Raw genomic sequence first — 23,948 nt, forward strand, 5'->3', positions numbered from 1 at the left:
TAAAAAATTATTGGAGCTTTTTGTCCAATAGATAATCTGCCAATTCGCTCAATTCTTCATCGCTGATCTTATCTTCAGAGAATCCAGGCATTTTTGTACCTTGTTTCTCTTTTTGTGGATCGCGAATCCATTTTTCGAGGTTTTCTTTATCATGCTTGAGGTAACCCGCGATACGCTGACGATCACCGAAGTTCGTCAAGCTAGGTGCGACTTTCCCGCCGCCATGACAGCTGAGACAATTCTGGGCGTAGACTTGCTCACCAGTCGTCCAGTTCTTTTCATTCTTTTTATCAAGCTGTTTTGTTTCTGCTTCTTTTGCAGATTTCATGTCTTTCAACCATTTGTCGTAGTCATCCTGCTCCATCGCAACGACTTTAAAGTCCATCAATGCGTGAGAAGGACCACACAACTCGGCACATTTACCGTAGTACGTGCCTGCTTCTTTTGCTTGTAACCACATTTCGTTATCAAGACCTGGGTTTGTATCTGTCTTACCAGAAAGAGCCGGTACCCAGAATGAGTGAATGACGTCTTTAGACGTCAAGTTAACCGCAACACGTTTACCGACTGGGATGACAAGTTCTTGTCCTGTCGAAACACCTTTGTCTGGATATTCGAATTCCCACCAGTAAAGGTTCGCTGTAACGTTGATTTGTTCGTTTTTCTTCGCTTCTTTTGCATCCGCAAGTTCAACCGTTGTTTTGATCGTCGGAATTGCAAGAACGATCAAGAGAAGGATCGGAATAACTGTCCAGATGATTTCAAGCGTGTGGTTCCCTTCGACTTGCTTCGGAACCGTGTTATCACCTGATTTACGACGGAATTTCATAAGTACGTAAATATAAATGACGGCTACGATCGCAAGGACGAACAACATGACCCACAAGCTAAGCTTGATGATCTCAAGTTGCATTTCAGCGCCTTCTCCGCGAGGCTGTAGCGCAGACAATTCCGGAATTCCACAACCTGATAACATGAGTGCCATCAAGCCGATTGGAAGAAGCCGGAAGAGCATTTTTACTGATTTTTTCACAACCATCCCCACTTTCTTTGTCCCCAATTTTGTCTTTCGTAATGGTGTACGTGAATTATGTCAAATCGTTTTAGAAAGAAACGAGTACGACCGTCACGATCCAAGCCGTGAAATAAAACAGTGAGAAGAAGAACATCTTCGACGCCCATTTGATTTCGGCTTGTTCATCTTGGATCTTCAGACCTTTCAGTCCCATATAGAGCCAATATCCACCGAGCAATGCCATGACGATCATGTAGATGATGCCATAGTGTGCTAAGAGGAGTGATGATGGAATAAGTACTGCAATCCACCATACAATTTGTCGTTTCGTGATCGCGAATCCGTTTACGACAGGTAACATCGGGATACCTGCTGCCCGATACTCCTCTGTCCGTCGCATCGCGAGTGCGAGGAAATGTGGTGGTTGCCACACGAACATGATGAGGAATAAAATCCACGCATCAATGTGAAGCGTCGGAGTGACTGCCGCAAATCCAATGATTGGTGGCACAGCTCCTGATATACCACCTACGACTGTATTGATCGTGTGTGTTCGCTTTAACCACATCGTATAAATCACGACGTAAACGAATGATCCGATCAATCCGAACACTGCCGCCACATGGTTGACGATCAACAACAATACCGTACCGGTCGCAAGAATCCCGAGTCCTAGCGCGAGTATTCGCTGTCCATCCATCTTCCCAGTAACGCTTGGTCTTCCCATCGTCCGTTCCATCTTATAATCGATGTCCCGGTCAATGTAGTTATTGAGGTAGCAACTTCCGGCAATGACTAATCCACTCCCGAGAAGCGTCCACAGTAACATCCACTTGGTTTGCCATAGATACAATAGGACATCATCCGTTATGTACGATGCCGCCACGACATACCCTGCGAAGACCGTAATCAGATTGGCACGGACGATCCCCATTTTTGCTAGGGTGACATAGTCCTTGAATGTGGGCTGATCCGCCTGCTCGATTGCCATATCCAGTGCCTCTCCAGTAACTTTCGCCATGCTGTTCCCTCCTTTTCACCATCTGCTTCCGTGTAGCACCTAGGCTTCACGTAATTTCTTCACAGAAATAACACAGACATGCCACGAAACGTCCTTTTCTCTATAAAAGATACCACATATTTAGGACCGTGACGTATGAAAATACTTTCGACATAATGAACAAAATGTGAAATCTATGTGATTTTCATCACAGTTCACCATATTTACCTAATACTAGAATAGCGTTGTTCTAAAAGATTGCAAGCGTTTCGAGACTTTTTATGCGATACTAGTCCTATGGAAATCCATGTATTTCGTATTTTTTAGAAAGGTGGTGTCCAAATCTTGAATCGAAAGCTTTCGATGTTTTCAGCCTTCGTCACGTTTACGATGATGATCGTCTTGCTGATGGGTGGGACAGTCACAAAAACGGACTCGGGAGATGGCTGCGGAACAGATTGGCCACTCTGTCATGGGGAACTCATTCCGACGAACCCAAGTGTTGAAACGATGATTGAATATAGTCACCGCGCTGTGACCGGAGTCGTTGGACTCCTAATCATCGCCTTATGTCTCTGGACGCTCGTTGCCTTTAAGGATCGATTAGATACGAAGATTTTTGCATTTCTTGCCTTCATCTTCATGTTGATTCAATCCCTCGTCGGAGCAGGAGCTGTCGTTTGGCAACAATCAGATCTCGTCATGGCGTTACATTTTGGTATCTCCTTGATTTCCTTTGCTGCCTTATTGATTTTAACGATATTGATCATGGAGCGTCCTGGTCAGGAATTCAGGGAATCTGTCCCAGCATTCTTGCGGAAGCTCTTGTACGGTCTGCTCGTCTACACGCTGATCGTCGTCTATACTGGTGCTTACGTTCGCCATGTTGGCGCTACATATGCGTGTGTGGGTTGGCCCGTTTGTTCCCAACCGTCGATGACGTTCGAAGCCTGGGTCCAAATGATTCACCGAATCATGGCTGGGCTATTATTCCTCTACACGTTGTTCGTTCATATTACAGCCATTCGCTTAAAACACCGGACGACGAAAATCGGCATGGCATTCGCGACGTTCTTCATCTCGTGTCAAGTTGCTACAGGTGCTTGGATCGTTCTCGGTGGACATGCAACATATGTACCGTTACTGCACGCCTTCTTGATTACGTGTTATTTCGGTGTCTTATCCTACTTGACGTATCATGCATTCCGAACACGTAAAGCAAATAGCCGTCTTCAATAAGGTCGTAAAAAAAGGATGTTCCTCCGCTGAGGAATATCCTTTTTTCATTACTTGAATCGAGCGATTGCACGCTTTCGCGCTTCATCATGTGCAACGATTGGTTCTGGGTATCCAGAGTCTTCTCGTTGTTGCTGCGTCGGTTCATGAATATATTGCTTCGACAGATCTTTGATTTCCGTGACATACTGCCGAATGAACTCTCCGTCCTTATCGAACTTCTTTGATTGTGTCGTCGGATTGAAGACTCGGAAGTACGGTACGGCATCCGTCCCGACCGATGCCGCCCATTGCCAACCACCGATGTTCGAAGCCGCTTCATAATCGACGAGTTTCTGTTGGAAATAACGTTCCCCTTTTTGCCAATCGATCAATAGATCTTTTGTCAGGAACGACGCGACAATCATCCGCAGACGATTATGCATCCAACCGGTTTGGTTCAATTGACGCATCGCTGCATCGACGATCGGATAGCCGGTTTTCCCTTCACACCAAGCCTTGAATCCGTCCTCGTTTTCTTCCCACTTGATTTCTCGGTACTGGGTGTTGACCGCTTGTCGTTTCGATTCCGGGAAGTGCATTAAAATCATGTAATAGAACTCACGCCAGATGAGTTCGGTGATGAATGTCTGCTTCCCTTTCGATTCTTTTGCATCTTGAATAGCTGCATAGACCGTTCGAATCCCGATCTCACCGGTCCGTAGATAACGTGAGAGTAAACTCGTACCGTCCATCGCTGGAAGATCACGATTCTCTTCGTAGTTTTCAAGCGATTGCTCGATGAATTTCTTTAAGCGTTGTTTCGCTTGCTTCTCACCCGGATGAAATGCCGCATCAGACTGTGCCTTTTTAAAATAGGCATCAATGAAACTATTAGTGTGCTGGCGCTTATGATAATGATCCCGTAGCGTTTGCCACTTCACATCATAGGGTGTTGGAATTTCTTTTTTCATGAACGCATTCTTATACGGCGTGAATACTTTATAGAACTTTCCATCCTGCTTTTTAATGTCATGTGGATGGAGCAGATGCCGGTCTAACAAGCGCTCCGTTTGTCGTTCCTTACGTTTTTTGATGATTCTCTCATCCCGCGCCTTGAATGGTTCGACATATTCCGCATTGAATAACAGAACGTCCGCATCATTGGTTGCATCTAAGAAAGCTTGTTCATCGCCTTCGATGAAGCGAATCGGCATCTCTTTTTCTTTACAATCATCTGAAAACAATTCGAGCGCTTGAAAGAAATATTGTTGCCGCGCTTCATATTCTCCAATGTAATCTGGATTGAGCCAAAAGACGAACTCGACTGTCGCTTTTGGATTTTCCTTCAGTAATTCAATCGCACGTGCCAACATGTGGTTGTCTTGTAATCGAAAATCGCTTCGAATCCAACAAATAATGTTCAACCGTATCCTCTCCCATTACATATTGAATGAAAAACAGGCAGCCCGCCGAGCGTGCGCCTGTTTTTCATTGTGACCTTATACGAATTCAATCAATAAGTCTTGACTCGCAATAGCTTCGCCTTCTTTAACATGGACGGCTTTGATCTCACCGTCTTCTGGTGCTTGGATCGTCGTTTCCATCTTCATCGCTTCCGTAACGAGAAGTTGTTCTCCTTTACGGACACGAGTGCCTGTCTCAACGAGTACCTTCAGCACACTACCCGGCATCGACGCACCGATCTGTTTTGCGTTACTTCGATCTGCTTTTGGACGGCTTGATGAACTTTCCTTAATACTGATGTCCTTGACTTCGACTTCACGAGGAACACCATTCATCTCATAATAGATTGTCCGCATCCCGTGATCGTCTGGCTGACCGATTTGAATCAACTTGAGATATAGTGTCTTCCCTCGTTCAATTTCGACCTCGATCGTTTCGCCTAGGCGCATACCGTGGAAGAATGTATTCGTATCAAGAACCGAGATATCGCCATATCGCGCGACATATGAACTGTAGTCCATGAAGACTTTTGGATAGAGCGCGTAAGCGAGAGCATCAAATTCAGTGACTGGTCGTTCAAGTTTCTCAAACAACTCATTTTTTATTGCATCAAAGTTGAGAGGTTGCATCATCTTACCAGGACGTTCCGTCAACGGAGCAGCTCCCTTCAAGATGGCACGTTGTACTTCTTGCGGGAAACCGTCCGGCGGAGTTCCGAGTTCACCCTTCATCAGTTCAACGACTGAATCCGGGAAGTCAAGTCCACTTGCTCGGTGCAGTACGTCTTCTTCCGTCAGATGATGTTGGACCATGAAGAGCGCCATGTCTCCAACGACTTTCGACGACGGTGTGACTTTAACGATATCGCCAAACAACATGTTGACACGCGCATACATTTCTTTGACTTCAGACCAACGATCCGAAAGCCCGACCGCTTTTGCTTGTTGCTGTAAGTTCGAATATTGTCCACCCGGCATCTCATGATCGTAGACGGTTGGATTTGGTGCGATCATATCAAGTTCGAATGCTTGATACAAATGACGCACGTCCTGCCAATAGTCTGAAATCTGTTCGAACTTCTGTGCTGAGACGAGTGGTTGACGTGGATGACCACTTAGGGCATGAATCAAGCTACCACCCGCTGGCTGACTCGTCAGTCCTGACATACTTGATGCCGCGACGTCAACGACGTCGACCCCGGCATCGATCGCACGCGCATACGTATAAATCCCGTTTCCACTCGCATCATGGGTGTGAAGATGGATTGGTAACGATACTGCATCTTTAAGTGCCGATACAAGCGCATAGGCTGCTTCCGGTTTCAAGAGACCCGCCATATCCTTGATGGCAATGATGTGAGCACCGCTCTCTTCCAGTTGTTTCGCCAGATTGACGTAATACGGCAGATGATATTTCGGACGATTCGCATCGAACAGATCCCCTGTGTAACAGACAGCTGCTTCCGCGATTTTACCTGTTGGCAAGACCGCATCGATGGCGAGTTGAATTGATTCCGGGTTGTTCAAGCTGTCGAAAATCCGGAAGACATCGACTCCCGCTTGCGCCGCTTCCTTGACGAAGGTATGGATGACATTGTCTGGATAGTTCTTGTAACCAACGCCGTTCGCACCACGGAGTAACATTTGAATCAGGACGTTCGGCATCTTTTCACGCAATTTCATCAGACGAACCCATGGATCCTCTGATAAGAATCGATACGCAACATCAAATGTTGCCCCTCCCCATGCCTCGACTGAGAACAATTCAGGAAGCAGTTTCGCTTCCGCCTCTGCGATCGCAACGAGATCCTTCGTCCGCATTCGTGTCGCAAGTAACGATTGATGAGCGTCACGGAATGTCGTATCCGTCAACAAAACGTTGTCTTGTGCTTTCAACCATTTCGCGACAGCTTCCGGACCTTCTGCATCAAGGATCGCTTTTGCGCCTGGCGTGTAGTCTGCCGGAAGATTTTTTGGAATTCGGACGTCACGCGCAAGTGGCTTGTCCAGTTTTCCGATTCCCGGGAATCCATTGACGGAAACCTCTCCGATGTACGTCAACAGCTTCGTTCCCCGGTCTTGACGTTTTGGGAAGATAAATAATTCTTGTGTATCATCGATAAACGATGTATTGTAATCGCCGCTGACGAACGCGTGGTGTTTCAAAACATTGCTCAAGAATGGGATGTTCGTCTTAATACCACGAATCCGGAATTCACTTAAGTTTCGACGCATTTTCGCGACCGCTTGGTCATACGTCAAACCGTGCGTCGAGATTTTAACGAGCAACGAGTCATAATACGGTGAAATTTCTGCTCCGACATAGGCATTCCCACCATCAAGACGTACACCAAATCCGCCTGGTGAACGATACGCTTTAATCTTACCTGTATCCGGCAAGAAGCCGTTTTCTGGGTCCTCTGAAGTAATTCGGCTCTGGATCGCAAAACCAAGCATCTTAATCTCTTCTTGTTGTGGAATGCCGACAAGGTCGCTATGTAACGATTCGCCTTCAGCAACACGGATTTGAGTCTGAACGATGTCAACGCCTGTGATCATCTCCGTAATCGTATGCTCGACTTGTACACGTGGGTTGACTTCGATGAAATAGAACGATTCATCTTGTGTGACGAGAAATTCGACCGTACCCGCATTTTCGTATCCGACATGTTTCATCAACGTGACAGCCGCGTCACAGATCTTTTTACGCCCTTCTTCTGAAAGCGTGACACATGGCGCCACTTCGACGACTTTTTGGTGACGTCGTTGTACGGAACAGTCTCGTTCAAACAAATGAATGATGTTTCCATGTGCATCCCCGATGATTTGGACTTCAATATGTTTTGGTCGTTCGATTAATTTTTCAACGTAAATTTCATCCGAACCGAATGCTTTTAAAGCTTCAGATTTCGCTCGTTCAATCATGTCTGAAAGCTCTTCTTCTGTCCGGACGACACGCATACCACGTCCACCACCACCAAGCGATGCTTTGACCATGAGTGGATAGCCTGCTTCTTTTGCGAACGCATACGCTTCATCAATTGATGAGATCGGACCATCTGTTCCTGGAATGACAGGAAGACCCGCTTCAATTGCAGTCGTCCGTGCCCGTACCTTATCTCCGAACTTATACAGGTGATCTTCTTGCGGCCCGATGAAGATGATTCCTTCTTCGCGGCAACGTTTGGCTAGCTCAATATTCTCAGAGAGGAATCCATAACCAGGATGGATCGCATCACATTCGGCTTTTTTCGCTGTTGCGATGATATCTTCAATGTCGAGGTAGGCTTCGATCGGTTTTTTTCCTTCTCCGATCCGGTACGCTTCATCGGCTTTATAACGATGAAGAGAACCCATGTCCTCTCGTGAATAAATAGCAACGGTACGAATACCGAGTTCCGTCGCTGCACGGAAAACGCGAATCGCGATCTCCCCGCGGTTTGCTACGAGAATCTTCTGGATTTTAGTCAACTGATGCTCCCCCTTTAGTTAATGAGCTCGTGGCACTCATCGAACGTGCAGTTTGCACTTCTTTATGATAAGCCACCCGATATTTGTTTTGCATAGAAATGTTTGCCATTACACCAAGCATCGTACTCATGACGAGTAACGATGACCCACCGTAACTGATGAATGGCAAGGTGACACCTGTACCTGGAAACAGACCAGACATGGCTGCAATATTGATACATGTCTGGATGAAAATAATACCGGAAATCCCAAGTGCGAGCATGCTCGAGTAAAGTGAGACACACCGGTTAGCGATGATCGCCCCTTGAATCATCAGGTAAAACAATAGACCGAGTACGACAAGGACCCCGATGAAGCCGAGTTCTTCCGAGATGATCGACATGATGTAGTCGGTTTCAGGTTCTGGCAGATAACCATACTTTTGAAAACTATTCCCAAGACCCACTCCGAACAATCCCCCATGGGCAATCGATATGACGGAGTTGATGAGCTGATATCCCTTACCTTCTGCGTCAAGAAAGGGATTCAAACTCGCTTGAATCCGTTGCATCTGATTATCGGAAAAATTGTTCCATGCGTACAAGAAGATGATCGGAACGGTAACGACACATAACATGATGTAACCACTCGGTAATCCTACTGCAAATAAAATCATCGCCGTGATGAGTAACAGAATGAATAATCCGCCGTCATCCGGTTGCATACGAATGATGATCGCGTAAGGTGCAAGTAATACGACCATCGGAATCAAGATCCAGTCCGAGAAACTAAGTAAAATCCGTTTTCCGGGGGACGTCGCTGGAATTTGACGATGGATGAAGTGATGGACAATCCCAATCACGCCATCCATCTTTCCTTTGTGCTTTTGATCAAAATAACTGGCAAGCCCGACGACGAGCACGAATTTACAAAGCTCGATTGGTTGAATCAAGAAGATACCGAAGTTCAACCAGGCGCGAGCTCCGTTTAGGGGAACCGAAAATAGTGTTGCCATCAGCATCAACCATGTAATCGCGTACAAGAGTAAACGAATGATTGGTCCACGAAATACTTCATGATTCACTTGCGAAACTAAAAGGAACAGCACGATGGCCATCGCATCGAACATCAACTGCTTCTCAAAGAAGGACGTATTCGCATAATCGCCACCGTTCCACACGCTGGCACTATAGACCATGACTGTACTGATCGCCATGAGGATGAGCATCGTAAAGAAGAGACCGTAGTCAAAAAATGCTCGTTTTTCTTTAAACTTCGCTAACATATGTACACGTCCTTTTTTTCGTTTTCTAAAAAAAAATACCCAAACGCCGCATTTCACGTTTGAGTAGAAAATCAGCACGTCTCCGCATCATGTAAATCAGATAATTGCTGTTCAAGTGATTCGAGCAACTGTTTCCCTTCACCCGCATCAATCAGTTCAAGACGTACCGCAAAATCAATCTGACGGGACAATCCGAACATTTGTGTATCCAATACTTCCTCGTAAAGAGGACATTGTGGCATCGTTAAATTCGCAAGCTGGACCTCGATCAACCGGCGGATTTTTTGTGCATCCGCTTCTAGTAGCTCAAGAGCGCGCTGGCGATGAACTGTCTCGATTTCAGTTGACAATCCAATCCCTCCTCATCAAATGACGCGTTCCTGTTATAGCTAAACTTTACCTTACTTTCGCCAACAATTCAACGTTTCGGTATAATGGATTTGTTGGACTTACACATTTAGGGGGTATAACAATGATTTTTCCGATTAACGGTAAAGTACGGCACCAGTTGACGATTGATCCGACAGTTTGGATCTTTGATGAACGAAAGGTTGCGATTGAGAAGATTGGCCAACCAGCAGATACGAGCGAACAAGAGGCGTACTACGCGAAAATGGGGGCAGCGTGGGATAAAGGCATCATGGAAGGCAGTCGTACGGATCATAATCGTCCGATGACACGCGCTGAAAAAGAAGCCGCGCTTCAAGGGTCATTCGCCATGGCGCTCGCACCGTTCATCCGGAATGCTGAACTCTTACCGGAAGCGACCGCTATTCGTTTCGAAGGTGAAGAAACGGTCGAACTTCCACTTGAGAAACTCGACGAAGTGTACCTGCAGTTCTCACAAGACGGCAAAGTGTTATCAGATGGACCCGTTCACCTGTTGCACGGACAACGGATCGTCAAATCTATTCACACGGTTACCGTCATATAAGGAAAACGTGGTGCGCCTGAATAGACGCACCACGTTTTTTATAATAAGTCGGCTGCGAGGCGCGCCAGATTCGAGCGTTCCCCTTTGACGAGTTTGACGTGTCCCGTCATCTTCTCATTTTTAAGGCGTTCTACGGCGTAGGATAAACCGTTCGAATATTCATCTAAATACGGGTGATCGATCTGTTGCGGATCCCCGACTAACACGATTTTCGAGTTTTCACCGACACGTGTCAAAATCGTCTTGACTTCATGTTTCGTCAAATTCTGCGCTTCATCGATAATGATGAATTGCTCCGGCATGCTCCGTCCTCGAATATATGTCAACGCTTCCAGTTGAATCGTCTTCATTCCCGCGAGAATGTTACCAAGTTCGTCTCCTGATCCCGTATTAAAGAGATGTTCGAGGTTATCATAGATCGGTTGCATCCACGGACGAAGCTTTTCCTCCATCTCACCTGGCAAGTAGCCAATATCATTTCCCATCGGCACGACTGGACGAGCAACGACCAGTTTTTTATATTTATGCTCGTCTTCTACTTGCAGGAGCCCCGCAGCGAGTGCAAGTAATGTCTTTCCGGTACCTGCCTTCCCAACGAGTGTAACGAGCGGTACATCGTCTCGAAGTAATAACTCAAACGCCATCCGTTGTTGAACGTTTCGGGGAATAACACCCCAGACTTGATCAACATCGATCGAAAGTGCCCGGATGATCGGCAAATTCTGATCAACGACAGCAATGGCAGAGGCTTTTGACATATTACTTTTTAGAATGATGAATTCATTCGGTTGCACTTTTTCCGGCAATACATCAACTGAAAGTCGTTTATCCTGATAGAAAGCATCGATATATTCCTGATCGACGGTCACTTCGATGAATCCTGTATAAAGACCAGTCAAGTCAGCGATATGATCCGTCATATAGTCCTCAGCGACTAATCCATACGCATCCGCTTTGACGCGGACTAAGATATCTTTTGAGACGAGAATGACATCTCGTGGGGTCGCTTCAGTTTGTTGTTCCCGATGAATCGACCATGCGAGCTCGATAATCTTGTTATCGTTCGATTCATGCGTAAACGGCGAACCTTCATGAATGGAGTCCCCAATATCGACGCGAAGAATGCCACCGTTTCCGAGTGGCACTCCCGCATGAAGCTGACCAGTTTCCCGTAATTGGTCTAAGATGCGAGCTGTTTCTCGTGCATTACGTCCAACCTCATCCATGTTGCGTTTTTTTCCATCTAGTTCTTCTAGTACGATCGCTGGTATGACGACGTCGTGCTCCTGGAATTGGAAAAGAGAAAGTGGATCATGAAGCATGACATTGGTATCAAGTACGTATATTTTTTTCATTCCATCGTTCGCCCCTTTAGAGTCGAGTTTGTGATGAATGTTACGCTTTTAGGATGCGATGAACGAGTTGATCCAACCGTTCGGCTGCCTGTTCATCGTATGTTTTTTCGATAGTCGGTCGTTGTGTGACAGTTGCTCCGTAAAACAAGATGTCACGCACCTCCTCAACGCGTCCCTCATAAAAAGCGAGTGGCAACGGAAGGTCTTCTTGCGGCGTAAACGCCTTGACGTCCGTACACGTTAAGCTGTACGTCGACTGATCTGCAAAAAAGATCAACGTGAAGACCGGATGTTCTCGTAATGTTTTAACGAGATGAGAATCTGCTTCGATTGCAAAACGAACCGTTTGCGAATCCGTCGCATGTACCCAACTGATTGCATGTGTGATGGGCCAATGTTTGGATTGATCATGCGTAATCAAAAAAACGAGTGGTAATTGCGATAGTGCTTCTAGTTGACCTGAGTTAAGCTGTTGTTCAACTTTATTTGCCATGACATCACCCCCTCTACGACTTAGTGATGATATTTCGAGATATACTTCTCGTTTCCCTTTTTTACATCTGAATAATCTTCTAATATGATATACTAAGAAAAAAAGGGAGGACCTGACATGCGAGTGAAATGTACGATTTGCGATAAGCGTGAAACGATTGATGATTGGTCCTTCACGGCGAAGCGATTACGCAATAAACCTGTTCGTGTCCATATCTGTGATGAGTGTCGATCACGCGTAGAAGAACGGACACTTGAACGCCACGCTTCTGGACAATTCCATTTATACCCGACTTGGGAAACGAAACGAAAACACTGGTAAACAAAAGGTCTGCGGGAAAATTCCCTGACAGACCTTTTATTGTTCATCGATTGATTCGAACCAATCGATCATCATCTGCCGATGGATTCCCTCTTCCGTCCGTATTATTTGTAATATAGTAAATCGATGTCTCGTCAATCCAGACATCGCGAATCCGACCTTGGTTTTCGACAATCGTCTTGACTTGCTTCGTCTCTAGATCGATAGTTTGTAATCGTTGCCCGACAAGTGTTGCAAAATAAAGTGTATTCTCTGCTGTTGCAACTCCACTTGGTGCAACAGATTGTTCTCCTACTTCATACCACGGCGTCACCAGTCCGTCTGCTTGCTCTTTCCCTTCAATCGTCGGCCATCCATAATTCTTTTGTTCGATTCGATTGATCTCATCGTGCCCACTTTGCCCATGTTCGCTTGCATACAGTTGATCATCGACGAAAACAAGTCCTTGTGGATTCCGGTGACCGAGACTGTAGACGTATCCTTTTTGATTCCCCTTGAACGGTTCTCCTTCAGATGTGATGCGTAAAATCTTTCCTGCCAATGAATCAATGTCTTGCGCCAGTTCAGGATTTGCTGCGTCTCCTGCTGTGACGTAGAGTGCACCTTCTGGACCCCACTCAAGTCGTCCTCCGTTGTGAATCGTCGCTCCCGGAATATCGTCGAGTAACACACGCTCTTCGACCCACTGATGGCCTTCTTCTTTGATTGCAATGACACGATTGGTCGCTTGATTTTGTTTTGCATACGTATGATAGACGTATGCCGTCTTATTGTTCTTAAAATCAGGGTCAAGTACCATACCGAGTAATCCACTTTCTCCTTCAGCAATTACATCTTTCTTCAGTTGCAAGCGCATCCTCTCATAATCACCTTGTTTTCCTTTGACGATTGTTCCTTCGCGCTCTGTAATATAAAAAGTCTCTCCTTCGCGAACGATATTCCATGGGGCGTTTAGCTCTTTAAATACGACTCCTTCTTGCGTTTGTGATGATTGCGTATCTTCTTGATTACCTGAATCCTGTTGATTGTTTTTTTGTGTCTTCTGATTGGTTTCCTTTGTTGACGATTCTTCTGACGTTTGTGTACAGCCGATCAGAATACCCGCTAACAGCAGGGGTATGACATACCTTATTTTCACTGTTTTCTCCCCCCTTTTAGTATCCCTGTTCCCGCTACGCTTTAAATCATGCATCTGAATTAGCACAAAAAAAGAACGAACCTCCGAAGAGATTCGTTCTTTTGATTCATGACATGCTTCCGTCAAGAAGCTGTCCGTTCACGTTCACGCTTGACCATCCACATCCGGAAGCGATAAATACCAAGTACGAAGACCATCGCAAGGAGTACTTCAGGAATCGGCCATGTCCAGAAGACAAGCGTCAATGCTGCCGAGAAGACGGCGAGCAAGAGATAGACGATCAGTGATTTCCACCATGCTAGTTCCTTTGCAAATCCTAACTTAAAGACGACAAGCGTCAAGATGACGACAGTGATCATTAAAGGATAAAATCCCGTTTCGATGTTATTCGGATCACTTCCGACACCGAGAAGTTTCGCGATGAACGGAATATCGTATTTCGGAAAATCAGAAGCAACGGCAGCTTGTGCATTCATTGCCAATCCCCCTATTCGTTCAAGACTCAATCTTTACCTAGACGACGACGTTTTTCTTGCTTTTCACGTTCGTTTTTGTTCAAGACTTGTTTACGGAGACGAACCGATTGTGGTGTGATTTCACAGTACTCATCTTCATTCAAGAATGTCAACGACTCTTCAAGTGAGAAGACACGTGGACGTTTAAGAACGTTTGTTGAATCTTTTGCAGATGCACGCATGTTCGTTAATTGTTTTGCTTTAACGACGTTGACAGCGAGATCGACATCACGGTTACATTCGCCGATGATCATACCTTCGTATACTTCAATACCAGGCTCGATGAAGATCGTTCCGCGGTCTTCAAGAGCTGAGATCGCGTAAGCAGTTGCTTTACCTGTTTCGATTGAGACCATAACTCCACTACGACGTCCACCGATATCCGCTTGGATGAACGGACGGTATTCTTCGAATGTGTGGTTCATGATTCCGTATCCGCGTGTAGCAGAAAGGAATTCGTTACGGTAACCGATCAAACCACGTGAAGGAACGATGAATTCCATTTTTGTTTGACCGTTGTCCATTGTTTGCATGTTCGTCAATTCACCTTTGCGGAGACCGATCGATTCCATGACAGAACCTGTGTACTCTTCTGGTGTATCGATGACGACGCGTTCGAATGGCTCGACTTTGACACCTTCTTCTTCTTTGATGATAACTTGCGGTTTAGATACTTGGATTTCGTATCCTTCACGGCGCATGTTCTCGATCAAGATCCCGAGGTGAAGCTCCCCACGACCAGAAACGATCCAGCGGTCCGGTGAGTCTGTGTTTTCGATGCGAAGTGAAACGTCTGTTTCGAGTTCTTTTTCAAGACGCTCTTCGATTTTACGTGAAGTAACGAGATCTCCTTCACGACCAGCGAATGGCGAGTTGTTGACGATGAATGTCATTTGAAGCGTTGGCTCATCGATACGTAATAATGGGAGTGGATCAACGTGTGAAGTCGGGCAAACTGTTTCACCGACGTTGATGTCTTCCATACCAGCGATCGCAATCAAGTCTCCTGCTTTTGCAGTTTCGATTTCGACACGTTTTAGACCGAAGTAACCGAACAACTTCGTGACACGGAAGTTCTTCGTTGAACCGTCAAGTTTTGAAAGTGAAACGCTATCGCCAACTTTGATTTCGCCACGGAAGACACGACCGACACCGATCCGTCCGAGGTAGTTATCATAGTCAAGCATCGTAACTTGGAACTGAAGTGGCTCCATTGTGTTATCGACAGGTGCTGGTGTATGCTCAAGAATTAAATCAAGAACGTTCGTGATTGTATCTTCTTGTTTATCTAATTCAGGTTCAAATGAACTTGAGCCGTTGACTGCCGATGCATAAACGACTGGGAATTCGAGTTGATCTTCGTCAGCGCCGAGGTCGATCAAGAGATCTACGACTTCGTCGACGACTTCAAGAGGACGGACCATCGGTTTGTCGATTTTGTTGACGACGACGATTGGTTGAAGTCCTTGCTCGAGTGCTTTTTTCAAAACGAAACGTGTTTGTGGCATACAGCCTTCACGTGCATCGACAACGAGGATGACGCCGTCCACCATACGCATGATCCGCTCAACTTCTCCACCGAAATCGGCGTGTCCTGGCGTATCAACGATGTTGATGCGTGTGTTTTTGTAGTCGATTGCAGTGTTTTTCGCAAGAATCGTGATTCCACGTTCCCGCTCGATGTCATTTGAGTCCATTGCGCGTTCTTCGACTTGTTCGTTCGTACGGAACGTACCAGACTGTTTTAAAAGCTCATCGACTAATGTTGTTTTACCATGGTCAACGTGAGCGATGATCGCAACGTTGCGTAAATCATTTCGTACTAAAGTTGTCATAGGTGTGTACCTCTTTCTATTCATTTAAATAAATCTTATCATACTTTCGGTCAACTTTAAGAGTATAGCACAGGTAGAGTCCTAATTGGCAATGACTAAGATTCGACATCATCTCGAAAGCCTTTTCATTATTCTTCATTCACGCTACACTGTTAACGTACTCACGGGTAGAGGGGGAAAAAACATGCGTCTACTATTTTTGTTACTTGCCATGCTTGCAGTAGGATCCATGGCAGCCATCGGCATTTTCATCGCGGAACAAAACGTAGCGATGACGATTGCCTCTGTCGTCTTGATGATAGTTGCGATGGGTGCCGGATTCGTTTTAAAGGCACGTTTGCGCAAACAAACATGACTGGGAAGGTTCCTTTCGTTTTTAAACGAAAGGACCTTTTTTCAACCCTCTTGTGTTTGTACGAACGTCAATACATCTTCAACGAATGTCTGGCTCCCTGCTAATACACTCGTTTGCTCGAGAAACGACATCGGCTCTCCGGTAATCGTCCCGACACGTCCACCAAGCTCTTCAATCAATAACTGACCGGCTGCATAATCCCAAGGCATGTTACGCATCGTGATATATCCATCAACGCGTCCGGCAGCCGTCCATGCGAGTTCAAGGGAAGCTGCACCAATCGCTCGTACACCTACTGCGTGTCGCACGAGTGGAGCAAGACGATCCGTGTTAATTCGACGGTTCGGCGTCACCCAGGTAGCATTCATACAGATGATCGCTTCCTTAACGCTCCGTTCTGTCAGTTGAGGTAACCGAATACCGTTTTGATAAGCCCCTTGTCCTTTGATGACATGAAATAGCTCGTCAGCCATGACATCATAAACAAATCCGTACCGTAATTCCCCTTCCATCATGATCGCAATTGAGATGGCGAACATTCGCTTTTGACGGATGAAGTTCATTGTTCCGTCGATCGGATCAACGAACCAAATCGTACCTTCGAGTGTATCGGGTCGAGCGATGCGCCCCTCTTCACCATAAATATGATGATCCGGATAGCGATCTAGAATACCTTTAATCAATAAATCCTCGACGGCTTGATCAATCTCCGTCACTAAATCACTTTTTCCGGTTTTCTGTTCAATGTGATACGACACATCAATCTTTTCGCGAATGTATTTCCCTGCTCGCTTGATCAAGTCTATCGCATCCAACTCGATTTGCATCTTCCTTCACTCCTTCATCATCGTTTCCAGCTTCTTCTATAGTAACAAAAAAAGAAAACCAGCGAACGATTCGCTGGTTGAAGTAGTGATATTTTATTATAAGGTAGAGAAAAGGACGTTGAAATCAAGCTTCAAGACGTACCATCTCTTGACGATATTTTTCGAGGCGCTCTTTACTTGCACCAACAGCTTCTGCGTCACTTGCCACCATCGCATCATGTAATGTAGCAAGCTCATAGTCGATTTCGAGACGCAATACAGGAATGCGTTTTTCTGCATCTTTTCTCTTGTATGCTTCTATCACTTGTTTCACAGTAACCACACTCCTTCGCGGGATAAACAGACGTTTAATTTGTCAGACAATTGCGACTTATCAGTGGATTGAATCAATAATAGTACGATTCAACTTAGATGTAAAGCATCTAATTTTAAAAAATACAGTTTCACATATTTGTAAGGATAACGTCTTGTATGTAGTATATAGCCGCTTCCCTTCCACTTTAAACAAATGATGATCATTTTCCGCACATTTCCAGTCCGTATAAAAGATAAGACTCCTATACGATCGCATAGGAGTCTTATCTTTTATGATGTCATTATTTTTTCATGCGCACGATTGGATCTTCTTGGCGTTTTGCCTGTTGCATCGTCCGATAACTTGAGCAACCTGTCTCTTCCATATAAAACTGATCCCACTGTTTTTCCTCGGATTTCGAGGTGACGATTTGCTTAAATTCCCGATATGCCTCGAGCAAACGTTGTCGTTCTACACCTGATTCATACGCTTGTTCGACTAAATTGAAAAAGTCGATGACTTTCACGATTTCTTCCGTCGACCAATCGGAATTGAGCGGATAACTCAATGCCATCATTCCCACTTCCTTTCTGCACTTTTCTATTTTACACGGAAAAGAAGCATAAAACAGTTGCAACCGTTCGAAAACTTGTTATAGTTAGCTTGTTTGATTGTATTTTTATTCGGTTTTAAGGGGGGAAATCTGGTGCAAACAAAAAGCTTAACACAGCTCGATACACCTTTATTCGATGCGCTACTCGCGCATGCGAAACGTCAACCAATTCAATTTCATATTCCCGGTCATAAAAATGGTCAAGGAATGGATCCAGCCTTTCGATCGTTCATCGGTCAGAATGCGCTCGATATCGATTTAATCAATATCGCTCCCCTTGATGATCTTCATCATCCAAAGGCAATCATTAAGGAAGCTCATCAATTGGCAGCTCAAGCCTTCCATGCCGACGAAACGTTTTTTTCCGTACAAGGAACGTCAACCGCAATCATGGCAATGATCATGAGCGTCGTCGGACCTGATGATAAAATTCTCGTTCCTCGGAATGTTCATAAATCGGTGATGTCAGCTATCGTTCTTTCTGGTGCGCACCCGATTTTCATTCATCCTGAATTCGATGAGACATTTGGTATCGCACACGGTATCACACCAAGCGCGGTAGAACGTGCCCTTGCACTTCATCCTGATACAAAGGCAGTGCTCGTCATCAACCCGACTTATTTCGGCGTTGCTGGCGACTTGGAGAGCATCGTCAAACTTTCCCATAGTAAGGGTATTCCGGTACTCGTCGACGAAGCACACGGCGTCCATATCGCCTTCCACGAAGATATGCCATTATCTGCGATGCAAGCAGGAGCTGATCTCGCAGCAACGAGTGTCCATAAACTCGGTGGGTCACTCACTGGAAGCTCTGTTTTAAACGTTCGCCGGGGTCTTGTCTCTCCAGATAAGGTCCAAGCGGTACTCTCGATGTTGACGACGACTTCAACATCCTATCTACTGCTTGCTTCTCTTGACTGCGCACGGCGCCATCTTGCAATCAACGGTGAAGCAATGAATCGTCGGGCACTCGAGCTCGCGACACGGATGCGTTTCGGATTAGCGAAGCTTCCTTATCTCGCCGTTTTCGGCGAATCCGATCTTCATTCAAGTGCGACGTTCGCTTTTGATCCAACGAAAGTGCTCGTTTCCGTTAAGGGACTTGGTATTTCTGGTCACCTTGTCGAAGAGTTTTTGCGTGAAGAACATCGGATCGAAGTTGAACTTTCTGATTTAAATAATATCCTTGTCATCATCACTTCTGGTGACTCGGAAGAGACAATCGATGCATTCCTACATGCGATGTCTTTACTTGTTGCACGCTATCAGAATAATGGCGCTGAAACGACTGATCACTCAATCGTCCTTCCAGACATTCCAGCGCTCGCTCTCAGCCCACGTGATGCTTTCTATGAAGAAACAGAGACAATTCCGTTAGTCGATGCGGTCGGACGGATTTCAGCTGAATTCATGATGGTGTACCCTCCTGGTATTCCCATCTTTATTCCTGGCGAAATGATCACGGCAGACAATCTTGCCTATATTAAAGAAAACATTGAAGCTGGTCTTCCGGTTCAAGGTCTTGAGGATCATTCGCTCGAGACGATCAAAGTCATTCAGCAATCGAATGCAATTCGGTGAAGACAAAACAAAGCAGTAATCCTTACTAGATGAGGATTACTGCTTTTTTAATTGGATCGTTTCATTCTGCATATTCATCGTTTGGCGAACAAGGAATGAATGCCGCTAATGCTTCACCAATTAATGCAACATCCTCTTGCTCAATTGCAAAAGTACGAACTAAAACTTCTCCATTCAACACATCCTGTTGATCAAGTAACGCTGACTGACCACCGGTTAAACTAACGACGAGTACTTTCCCAAAAAATTGTCCTGTACAGATGACAGCGAAATCATAGCGAGCGAATGCGGTCGTCCAGCCTACAAAGCGAACCTTATCCATCTCTGATACGTAATACAGCTCCTCTAAGGCAGTCACGGATTCCATATGCGTCCACCCTCTCCATTTTTTACTCTTTTCCTTTTTTGAATCAAGACAAAACAAAAAAACACCTCATACACGGTCGGCTCCCCGTGTATGAGGTGTTTCGAAATTATTTAATGATGTGAATTGGGCTACCGATTGCAACTTCAGCAGTTTCCATTGCGATTTCACCGAGTGATGGGTGCGCGTGGATTGTGAGTGCGATATCTTCAGCTGTCATACCAGACTCGATTGCGAGTCCCATTTCAGCGATCATATCAGATGCGCCTGTACCAGCGATTTGCGCGCCGATCAAGAGACCATCTGATTTACGAGTGATCATTTTCAAGAAGCCGTCTGGCTCGTTGAGTGCAAGTGCACGACCATTCGCAGCGTAAGGGAATTTAGACGCGATGTAGTCGAGTCCTTCTTCTTTCGCTTGTGCTTCAGTGTAACCGACAGTAGCGAGTTCTGGGTCTGTGAAGACGACTGCTGGAATCGCGCTGTAGTCGAGGTATGCAGGGTGTCCTGCAGCTGCTTCAGCAGCAATTTTAGCTTCGAATGAAGCTTTGTGTGCAAGTGGTGGTCCTGGAACGATATCACCGATTGCGTAGATGTTTTCGTTTGAAGTACGGCACTGATCGTCGATTTCGACAAGACCACGGTCGCTGACTTTGACTTCTGCCATTTCAAGACCAAGATCACCAGTGTTCGGACGGCGACCGACAGTGACGAGGACGTAGTCCGCTTCAACTGTTTGTGCTTCACCGTTGACTTCGAATGTTACTTTAACGCCATCTTCCGACTCTTCCACACTTTGAGCAAGTGCTTCGTTGTGGATCGTGATGTTACCTTTTTGTTTGAGCTTTTTCTTAACGACTTGCGTCATAGCAGGCTCGAAACCAGAAAGGATGTCTTTTGTTCCTTCAAGAATGACGACTTCTGTATCGAAGTTCGCATACGCTGTACCAAGCTCCATCCCGATGTATCCGCCACCGATGACGATGAGTTTTTTCGGGATTTCAGGAAGGTTCAATGCGCCTGTTGAAGAAAGAACGCGTTTTGACCATTTGAAAGCTGGAAGTTCGATTGGAGTCGAACCTGTCGCGATGATACATTTCTTGAATTTGTAAGGAGTCGAAGAATCTTCGTTGATGATACGGACTGTATCTTCTGATTGGAAGTAAGCTTCCCCAACGACAGTCTCGACTTTGTTCCCTTTAAGAAGACCACTAACGCCGCCAGTCAATTTATTGACGACAGATTGTTTCCAAGATTGAACTTTCGAGAAATCGACAGTTGCATTCTCAGAAGTGATCCCCATATCGCTTGAACCTTTAGCGTGCTGGAAGTTATGTCCTGCAGTGATCAAGGCTTTTGATGGGATACATCCTACGTTTAAGCAGACGCCACCGACGTTTTCACGTTCAACGATTGTTACTTTCATACCAAGTTGCGCGCCGCGGATTGCAGCAACGTAACCACCAGGGCCAGCCCCGATTACGAGTAAATCTGTTTCTTGTGCGAATTCACCTACTACCATTGCTTATCCCTCCATGATGAGAAGTTGTGGGTCGTTCAATAGGCGTTTAACTAAGTTAAGCGCGTTTTGTGCAGTTGCACCATCGATGAGACGGTGGTCGAAGCTGAATGAAAGTGCAAGAACTGGTGCAGCAACGATTTCGCCGTTTTTAACGACCGCTTTTTCAGCGATACGACCGATACCGAGGATTGCAACTTCTGGGTGGTTGATGACTGGTGTGAACCATTGACCGCCAGCAGAACCGATGTTAGTGATCGTGATTGATCCGCCTTTCATCTCGTCGCCAGAAAGTTTTCCGTCACGCGCTTTACCAGCAAGGTCATTGATGTTGTCAGCAAGTGCGAAGATCGATTTACGATCTGCATCTTTAACGACTGGTACGACAAGACCGTTGTCTGTATCAGCAGCAATGCCGATGTTGAAGTAGTTTTTGTAGACGATTTCTTCGTTTACATCGTCGATTGATGCGTTGATTGCCGGGTATTTTTTAGCAGCAGCAGTCAATGCTTTTACGACGAACGGAAGGTAAGTCAATTTCGTACCTTGAGCAGCCGCAACTTCTTTGAAGTTTTTACGGAGTGCAACGAGGTTCGTAACATCCACTTCGTCCATGAGTGTTACGTGTGGAGCTGTATGTTTCGAGTTAACCATTGCTTTCGAAATCGCTTTACGGATTCCTTTGATTTTCTCGCGTGTTTCAAGTTCAGGTTGAGCAGCAACGTATGGCTTCACTTCTGTTTTTGGTGCAGAAGCAGCTGGTGCTTTTTCTTCTGTTGCTGGTGCATCAGAAGTTTGTCCACCGTTTGCGAATGCATCGATGTCTTCTTTAACGACACGACCGTTGTCTCCAGAACCTTGGACTTCACGGATGTCGACACCTTTTTCACGTGCATATTTACGGACAGATGGCATCGCGATGACACGTTCTGATTTATGGATTTGAACCTCATTTGGTTTGTCTTCCACTTTTTGATCCGTATCTTGAACGTCTTTCGCATTTTCTTCAGCTTTTGGTTGCTCTGCTTCTTCAGAAGGAGCAGAACCTTCGCCTTCGACTTCGAAAGTGATGAGGACGTCGCCAACGACAGCTACGACACCTTCGTCAACTTTTACTTCTTTAACAGTACCATCAACTGGCGATGGAATTTCAACGACTGCTTTATCGTTTTGTACTTCAAGAAGAACATCATCTTCTTTGACAGTGTCGCCCGCTTTTACGAACCACTTTACGATTTCACCTTCATGAATACCCTCACCGATATCCGGCAATTTGAATTCAAATAAACCCATTTGAATATGCCTCCTTTTAGTTCACTCTTCTAGTCGATTGTTATCTGTAAAAACGGAAGCAAGGAGAGAATGCACCCCTCTCCATATTTTCCGAAATGCTCTTAGAAATTGTAGACAGTCTTGACTTTTTCGACGATATCTTTGTGATCCGGAATCCAGACGTCTTCACCTTGTGCGAATGGGAAGATCGTATCTGGAGCAGCAACACGAAGAATTGGCGCTTCGAGGTCAAGGATTGCACGTTCTTGGATTTCAGTTGCAACCATTGCAGCGATACCCGCTTGTTTTTGTGCTTCTTGAACGACGACGACACGGTTTGTTTTCTTGACAGAAGCAAGAATCGTATCGATATCGATCGGGCTGATCGTCATCAAGTCGATGATTTCGACGCTGATGTTTTCTTTTTCGAGCTCTTCTGCTGCTTTAAGTGAAGCGTGCACCATCGCACCGTAAGTGACGATTGTTACATCTGTACCTTCACGTTTTACATCAGCTTTTCCGAGTTCGATCGTGTAATCGCCCTCTGGCACTTCACCGCGGAATGAACGGTAGAGTTTCATGTGCTCGAGGAATACGACTGGATCGTTATCACGGATTGACGCGATCAAGAGACCTTTTGCATCGTATGGTGTTGAAGGAATGACAACTTTAAGTCCTGGTGACTGAGCCATGAGTCCTTCGAGGTTATCTGCGTGAAGTTCCGGTGTTTTAACACCGCCACCGAATGGTGAACGGATTGTTACAGGCGCATTGTATGTGCCACCTGAACGGTAACGGAGACGCGCTAGTTGTGCTGCAACTGAATCGAATACTTCGAATACGAATCCGAAGAATTGGATTTCCATGATTGGACGGAATCCTGTCAGACTGAATCCGACAGCAAGACCACCAATACCTGATTCCGCAAGTGGTGTATCGAAGACACGGTCTTCGCCGAGTTCATCTTGAAGACCTTCTGTCGCACGGAATACCCCACCGTTTTTACCGACGTCTTCACCGAACAAGAGAACTTGTTCGTCGCGTTTCATCTCGACGCGCATTGCGTCAGTGATCGCTTGGATCATCGTCATTTGTGCCAT

The 23,948-nt window shown here is 45.7% G+C and carries 23 protein-coding genes; 5 read left to right on the forward strand and 18 right to left on the reverse strand.

The genetic code is table 11. From position 1 onward, the window contains the following. Window positions 1–7: 7 nt before the first annotated feature. Together coxB and cyoE are read right to left on the reverse strand one after the other, a co-directional pair. A complete protein-coding gene (coxB, locus tag HZS85_RS07255; RefSeq protein WP_081780348.1) occupies window positions 8–1,039 on the reverse strand; it encodes a cytochrome c oxidase subunit II in 1,032 nt (343 codons plus the stop codon). A 64-nt stretch (window positions 1,040–1,103) separates the two neighbouring features. Next, a complete protein-coding gene (cyoE, locus tag HZS85_RS07260) occupies window positions 1,104–2,036 on the reverse strand; it encodes a heme o synthase (RefSeq protein ID WP_214854635.1) in 933 nt (310 codons plus the stop codon). 324 nt (window positions 2,037–2,360) lie between these two features. Here cyoE and HZS85_RS07265 point away from each other — a divergent pair, with 324 nt between their 5' ends. After that, complete coding sequence (locus HZS85_RS07265) at window positions 2,361–3,254, forward strand: COX15/CtaA family protein (RefSeq protein ID WP_214854636.1); 894 nt, start codon at window positions 2,361–2,363, stop codon at window positions 3,252–3,254. Between the two features lie 47 nt (window positions 3,255–3,301). Here HZS85_RS07265 and HZS85_RS07270 read toward each other — a convergent pair whose 3' ends face one another. The 4 genes from HZS85_RS07270 to HZS85_RS07285 form a co-directional block, all read right to left on the reverse strand. Next, window positions 3,302–4,657, reverse strand: a complete 1,356-nt coding sequence (locus HZS85_RS07270) for a cryptochrome/photolyase family protein (protein ID WP_214854637.1) — start codon at window positions 4,655–4,657, stop codon at window positions 3,302–3,304. Between the two features lie 75 nt (window positions 4,658–4,732). Next, window positions 4,733–8,167, reverse strand: a complete 3,435-nt coding sequence (locus tag HZS85_RS07275) for a pyruvate carboxylase (RefSeq protein WP_214854639.1) — start codon at window positions 8,165–8,167, stop codon at window positions 4,733–4,735. After that, window positions 8,160–9,431, reverse strand: coding sequence for an FtsW/RodA/SpoVE family cell cycle protein (locus HZS85_RS07280; RefSeq protein WP_214854641.1), 1,272 nt, complete (start codon window positions 9,429–9,431; stop codon window positions 8,160–8,162). Before HZS85_RS07280 ends, HZS85_RS07275 begins: the two co-directional genes overlap by 8 nt. Window positions 9,432–9,502: 71 nt before the next feature. Then, complete coding sequence (locus HZS85_RS07285) at window positions 9,503–9,781, reverse strand: Fpa/YlaN family protein (RefSeq protein ID WP_023468835.1); 279 nt, start codon at window positions 9,779–9,781, stop codon at window positions 9,503–9,505. 122 nt (window positions 9,782–9,903) lie between these two features. On the opposite strand from HZS85_RS07285, the gene HZS85_RS07290 reads away from it, so the two are divergent. Further along, window positions 9,904–10,365 carry a hypothetical protein gene (locus HZS85_RS07290; RefSeq protein WP_214854644.1) on the forward strand — a complete coding sequence of 154 codons (462 nt, stop codon included), beginning with the start codon at window positions 9,904–9,906 and terminating at the stop codon, window positions 10,363–10,365. Between the two features lie 38 nt (window positions 10,366–10,403). Here the strand turns inward: HZS85_RS07290 and HZS85_RS07295 are convergent, their stop codons facing one another. Together HZS85_RS07295 and HZS85_RS07300 are read right to left on the reverse strand one after the other, a co-directional pair. Beyond that, on the reverse strand, window positions 10,404–11,720 hold the full coding sequence (locus HZS85_RS07295) for a PhoH family protein (RefSeq protein ID WP_214854645.1): 1,317 nt from the start codon (window positions 11,718–11,720) through the stop codon (window positions 10,404–10,406). Window positions 11,721–11,760: 40 nt separating this feature from the next. Continuing rightward, entirely contained in the window at window positions 11,761–12,213 is a 453-nt protein-coding gene (locus HZS85_RS07300; RefSeq protein WP_214854646.1) for a PNPOx family protein, read from the reverse strand. A 117-nt stretch (window positions 12,214–12,330) separates the two neighbouring features. Here HZS85_RS07300 and HZS85_RS07305 point away from each other — a divergent pair, with 117 nt between their 5' ends. Beyond that, entirely contained in the window at window positions 12,331–12,534 is a 204-nt protein-coding gene (locus HZS85_RS07305; protein ID WP_029342171.1) for a YlaI family protein, read from the forward strand. 43 nt (window positions 12,535–12,577) lie between these two features. Here the strand turns inward: HZS85_RS07305 and HZS85_RS07310 are convergent, their stop codons facing one another. The 3 genes from HZS85_RS07310 to typA all read right to left on the reverse strand — a co-directional run bounded on the left by HZS85_RS07310 (window position 12,578) and on the right by typA (window position 16,022). After that, on the reverse strand, window positions 12,578–13,672 hold the full coding sequence (locus HZS85_RS07310) for a PQQ-dependent sugar dehydrogenase (protein WP_290759410.1): 1,095 nt from the start codon (window positions 13,670–13,672) through the stop codon (window positions 12,578–12,580). Between the two features lie 122 nt (window positions 13,673–13,794). Beyond that, complete coding sequence (locus HZS85_RS07315) at window positions 13,795–14,148, reverse strand: YlaH-like family protein (protein WP_058264776.1); 354 nt, start codon at window positions 14,146–14,148, stop codon at window positions 13,795–13,797. A 26-nt stretch (window positions 14,149–14,174) separates the two neighbouring features. Beyond that, the gene (gene typA / locus HZS85_RS07320; RefSeq protein ID WP_035406711.1) at window positions 14,175–16,022 is read right to left on the reverse strand and encodes a translational GTPase TypA; all 1,848 of its coding nucleotides are present in this window, start codon (window positions 16,020–16,022) and stop codon (window positions 14,175–14,177) included. Between the two features lie 184 nt (window positions 16,023–16,206). On the opposite strand from typA, the gene HZS85_RS07325 reads away from it, so the two are divergent. After that, the gene (locus HZS85_RS07325; protein WP_214854647.1) at window positions 16,207–16,377 is read left to right on the forward strand and encodes a DUF5325 family protein; all 171 of its coding nucleotides are present in this window, start codon (window positions 16,207–16,209) and stop codon (window positions 16,375–16,377) included. 41 nt (window positions 16,378–16,418) lie between these two features. Here HZS85_RS07325 and HZS85_RS07330 read toward each other — a convergent pair whose 3' ends face one another. From HZS85_RS07330 to HZS85_RS07340, 3 genes are all read right to left on the reverse strand, one after another. Further along, window positions 16,419–17,204, reverse strand: a complete 786-nt coding sequence (locus HZS85_RS07330; RefSeq protein ID WP_214854648.1) for an inositol monophosphatase family protein — start codon at window positions 17,202–17,204, stop codon at window positions 16,419–16,421. A 124-nt stretch (window positions 17,205–17,328) separates the two neighbouring features. After that, on the reverse strand, window positions 17,329–17,517 hold the full coding sequence (locus HZS85_RS07335) for a hypothetical protein (RefSeq protein ID WP_023468845.1): 189 nt from the start codon (window positions 17,515–17,517) through the stop codon (window positions 17,329–17,331). 283 nt (window positions 17,518–17,800) lie between these two features. Then, entirely contained in the window at window positions 17,801–18,073 is a 273-nt protein-coding gene (locus HZS85_RS07340) for a UPF0223 family protein (RefSeq protein ID WP_214854650.1), read from the reverse strand. 132 nt (window positions 18,074–18,205) lie between these two features. Between HZS85_RS07340 and HZS85_RS07345 the strand changes: the two genes are divergently transcribed. Further along, window positions 18,206–19,693, forward strand: coding sequence for an aminotransferase class I/II-fold pyridoxal phosphate-dependent enzyme (locus HZS85_RS07345; protein WP_035406702.1), 1,488 nt, complete (start codon window positions 18,206–18,208; stop codon window positions 19,691–19,693). 61 nt (window positions 19,694–19,754) lie between these two features. Here HZS85_RS07345 and HZS85_RS07350 read toward each other — a convergent pair whose 3' ends face one another. From HZS85_RS07350 to HZS85_RS07365, 4 genes are all read right to left on the reverse strand, one after another. Then, a complete protein-coding gene (locus HZS85_RS07350; protein ID WP_214854652.1) occupies window positions 19,755–20,060 on the reverse strand; it encodes an SAV0927 family protein in 306 nt (101 codons plus the stop codon). A gap of 106 nt (window positions 20,061–20,166) precedes the next feature. After that, a complete protein-coding gene (gene lpdA, locus HZS85_RS07355; protein WP_029342176.1) occupies window positions 20,167–21,579 on the reverse strand; it encodes a dihydrolipoyl dehydrogenase in 1,413 nt (470 codons plus the stop codon). Between the two features lie 3 nt (window positions 21,580–21,582). Then, window positions 21,583–22,869, reverse strand: a complete 1,287-nt coding sequence (locus HZS85_RS07360; RefSeq protein WP_035406694.1) for a dihydrolipoamide acetyltransferase family protein — start codon at window positions 22,867–22,869, stop codon at window positions 21,583–21,585. Window positions 22,870–22,970: 101 nt separating this feature from the next. Continuing rightward, window positions 22,971–23,948 (reverse strand): alpha-ketoacid dehydrogenase subunit beta, encoded by a 978-nt coding sequence (locus HZS85_RS07365; protein WP_035406692.1) that lies wholly within the window; start codon window positions 23,946–23,948, stop codon window positions 22,971–22,973.

The sequence above is a fragment of the Exiguobacterium sp. s130 genome (assembly GCF_018619055.1).
In the GTDB taxonomy this organism is placed as follows: Bacteria; Bacillota; Bacilli; order Exiguobacteriales; family Exiguobacteriaceae; genus Exiguobacterium_A.

What these genes read in the sequence shown, in the direction of transcription:
- HZS85_RS07365 (WP_035406692.1), bottom strand. Translation starts at nt 23,948, where the DNA reads ATGGCACAAATGACGATGATCCAAGCGATCACTGACGCAATGCGCGTC.
- HZS85_RS07325 (WP_214854647.1), top strand. Translation starts at nt 16,207, where the DNA reads ATGCGTCTACTATTTTTGTTACTTGCCATGCTTGCAGTAGGATCCATG.
- cyoE (WP_214854635.1), bottom strand. Translation starts at nt 2,036, where the DNA reads ATGGCGAAAGTTACTGGAGAGGCACTGGATATGGCAATCGAGCAGGCG.
- HZS85_RS07290 (WP_214854644.1), top strand. Translation starts at nt 9,904, where the DNA reads ATGATTTTTCCGATTAACGGTAAAGTACGGCACCAGTTGACGATTGAT.
- lpdA (WP_029342176.1), bottom strand. Translation starts at nt 21,579, where the DNA reads ATGGTAGTAGGTGAATTCGCACAAGAAACAGATTTACTCGTAATCGGG.
- HZS85_RS07295 (WP_214854645.1), bottom strand. Translation starts at nt 11,720, where the DNA reads ATGAAAAAAATATACGTACTTGATACCAATGTCATGCTTCATGATCCA.
- HZS85_RS07300 (WP_214854646.1), bottom strand. Translation starts at nt 12,213, where the DNA reads ATGGCAAATAAAGTTGAACAACAGCTTAACTCAGGTCAACTAGAAGCA.
- HZS85_RS07315 (WP_058264776.1), bottom strand. Translation starts at nt 14,148, where the DNA reads ATGAATGCACAAGCTGCCGTTGCTTCTGATTTTCCGAAATACGATATT.
- coxB (WP_081780348.1), bottom strand. Translation starts at nt 1,039, where the DNA reads ATGGTTGTGAAAAAATCAGTAAAAATGCTCTTCCGGCTTCTTCCAATC.
- HZS85_RS07330 (WP_214854648.1), bottom strand. Translation starts at nt 17,204, where the DNA reads ATGCAAATCGAGTTGGATGCGATAGACTTGATCAAGCGAGCAGGGAAA.
- HZS85_RS07340 (WP_214854650.1), bottom strand. Translation starts at nt 18,073, where the DNA reads ATGGCATTGAGTTATCCGCTCAATTCCGATTGGTCGACGGAAGAAATC.
- HZS85_RS07350 (WP_214854652.1), bottom strand. Translation starts at nt 20,060, where the DNA reads ATGGAATCCGTGACTGCCTTAGAGGAGCTGTATTACGTATCAGAGATG.
- typA (WP_035406711.1), bottom strand. Translation starts at nt 16,022, where the DNA reads ATGACAACTTTAGTACGAAATGATTTACGCAACGTTGCGATCATCGCT.
- HZS85_RS07280 (WP_214854641.1), bottom strand. Translation starts at nt 9,431, where the DNA reads ATGTTAGCGAAGTTTAAAGAAAAACGAGCATTTTTTGACTACGGTCTC.
- HZS85_RS07305 (WP_029342171.1), top strand. Translation starts at nt 12,331, where the DNA reads ATGCGAGTGAAATGTACGATTTGCGATAAGCGTGAAACGATTGATGAT.
- HZS85_RS07360 (WP_035406694.1), bottom strand. Translation starts at nt 22,869, where the DNA reads ATGGGTTTATTTGAATTCAAATTGCCGGATATCGGTGAGGGTATTCAT.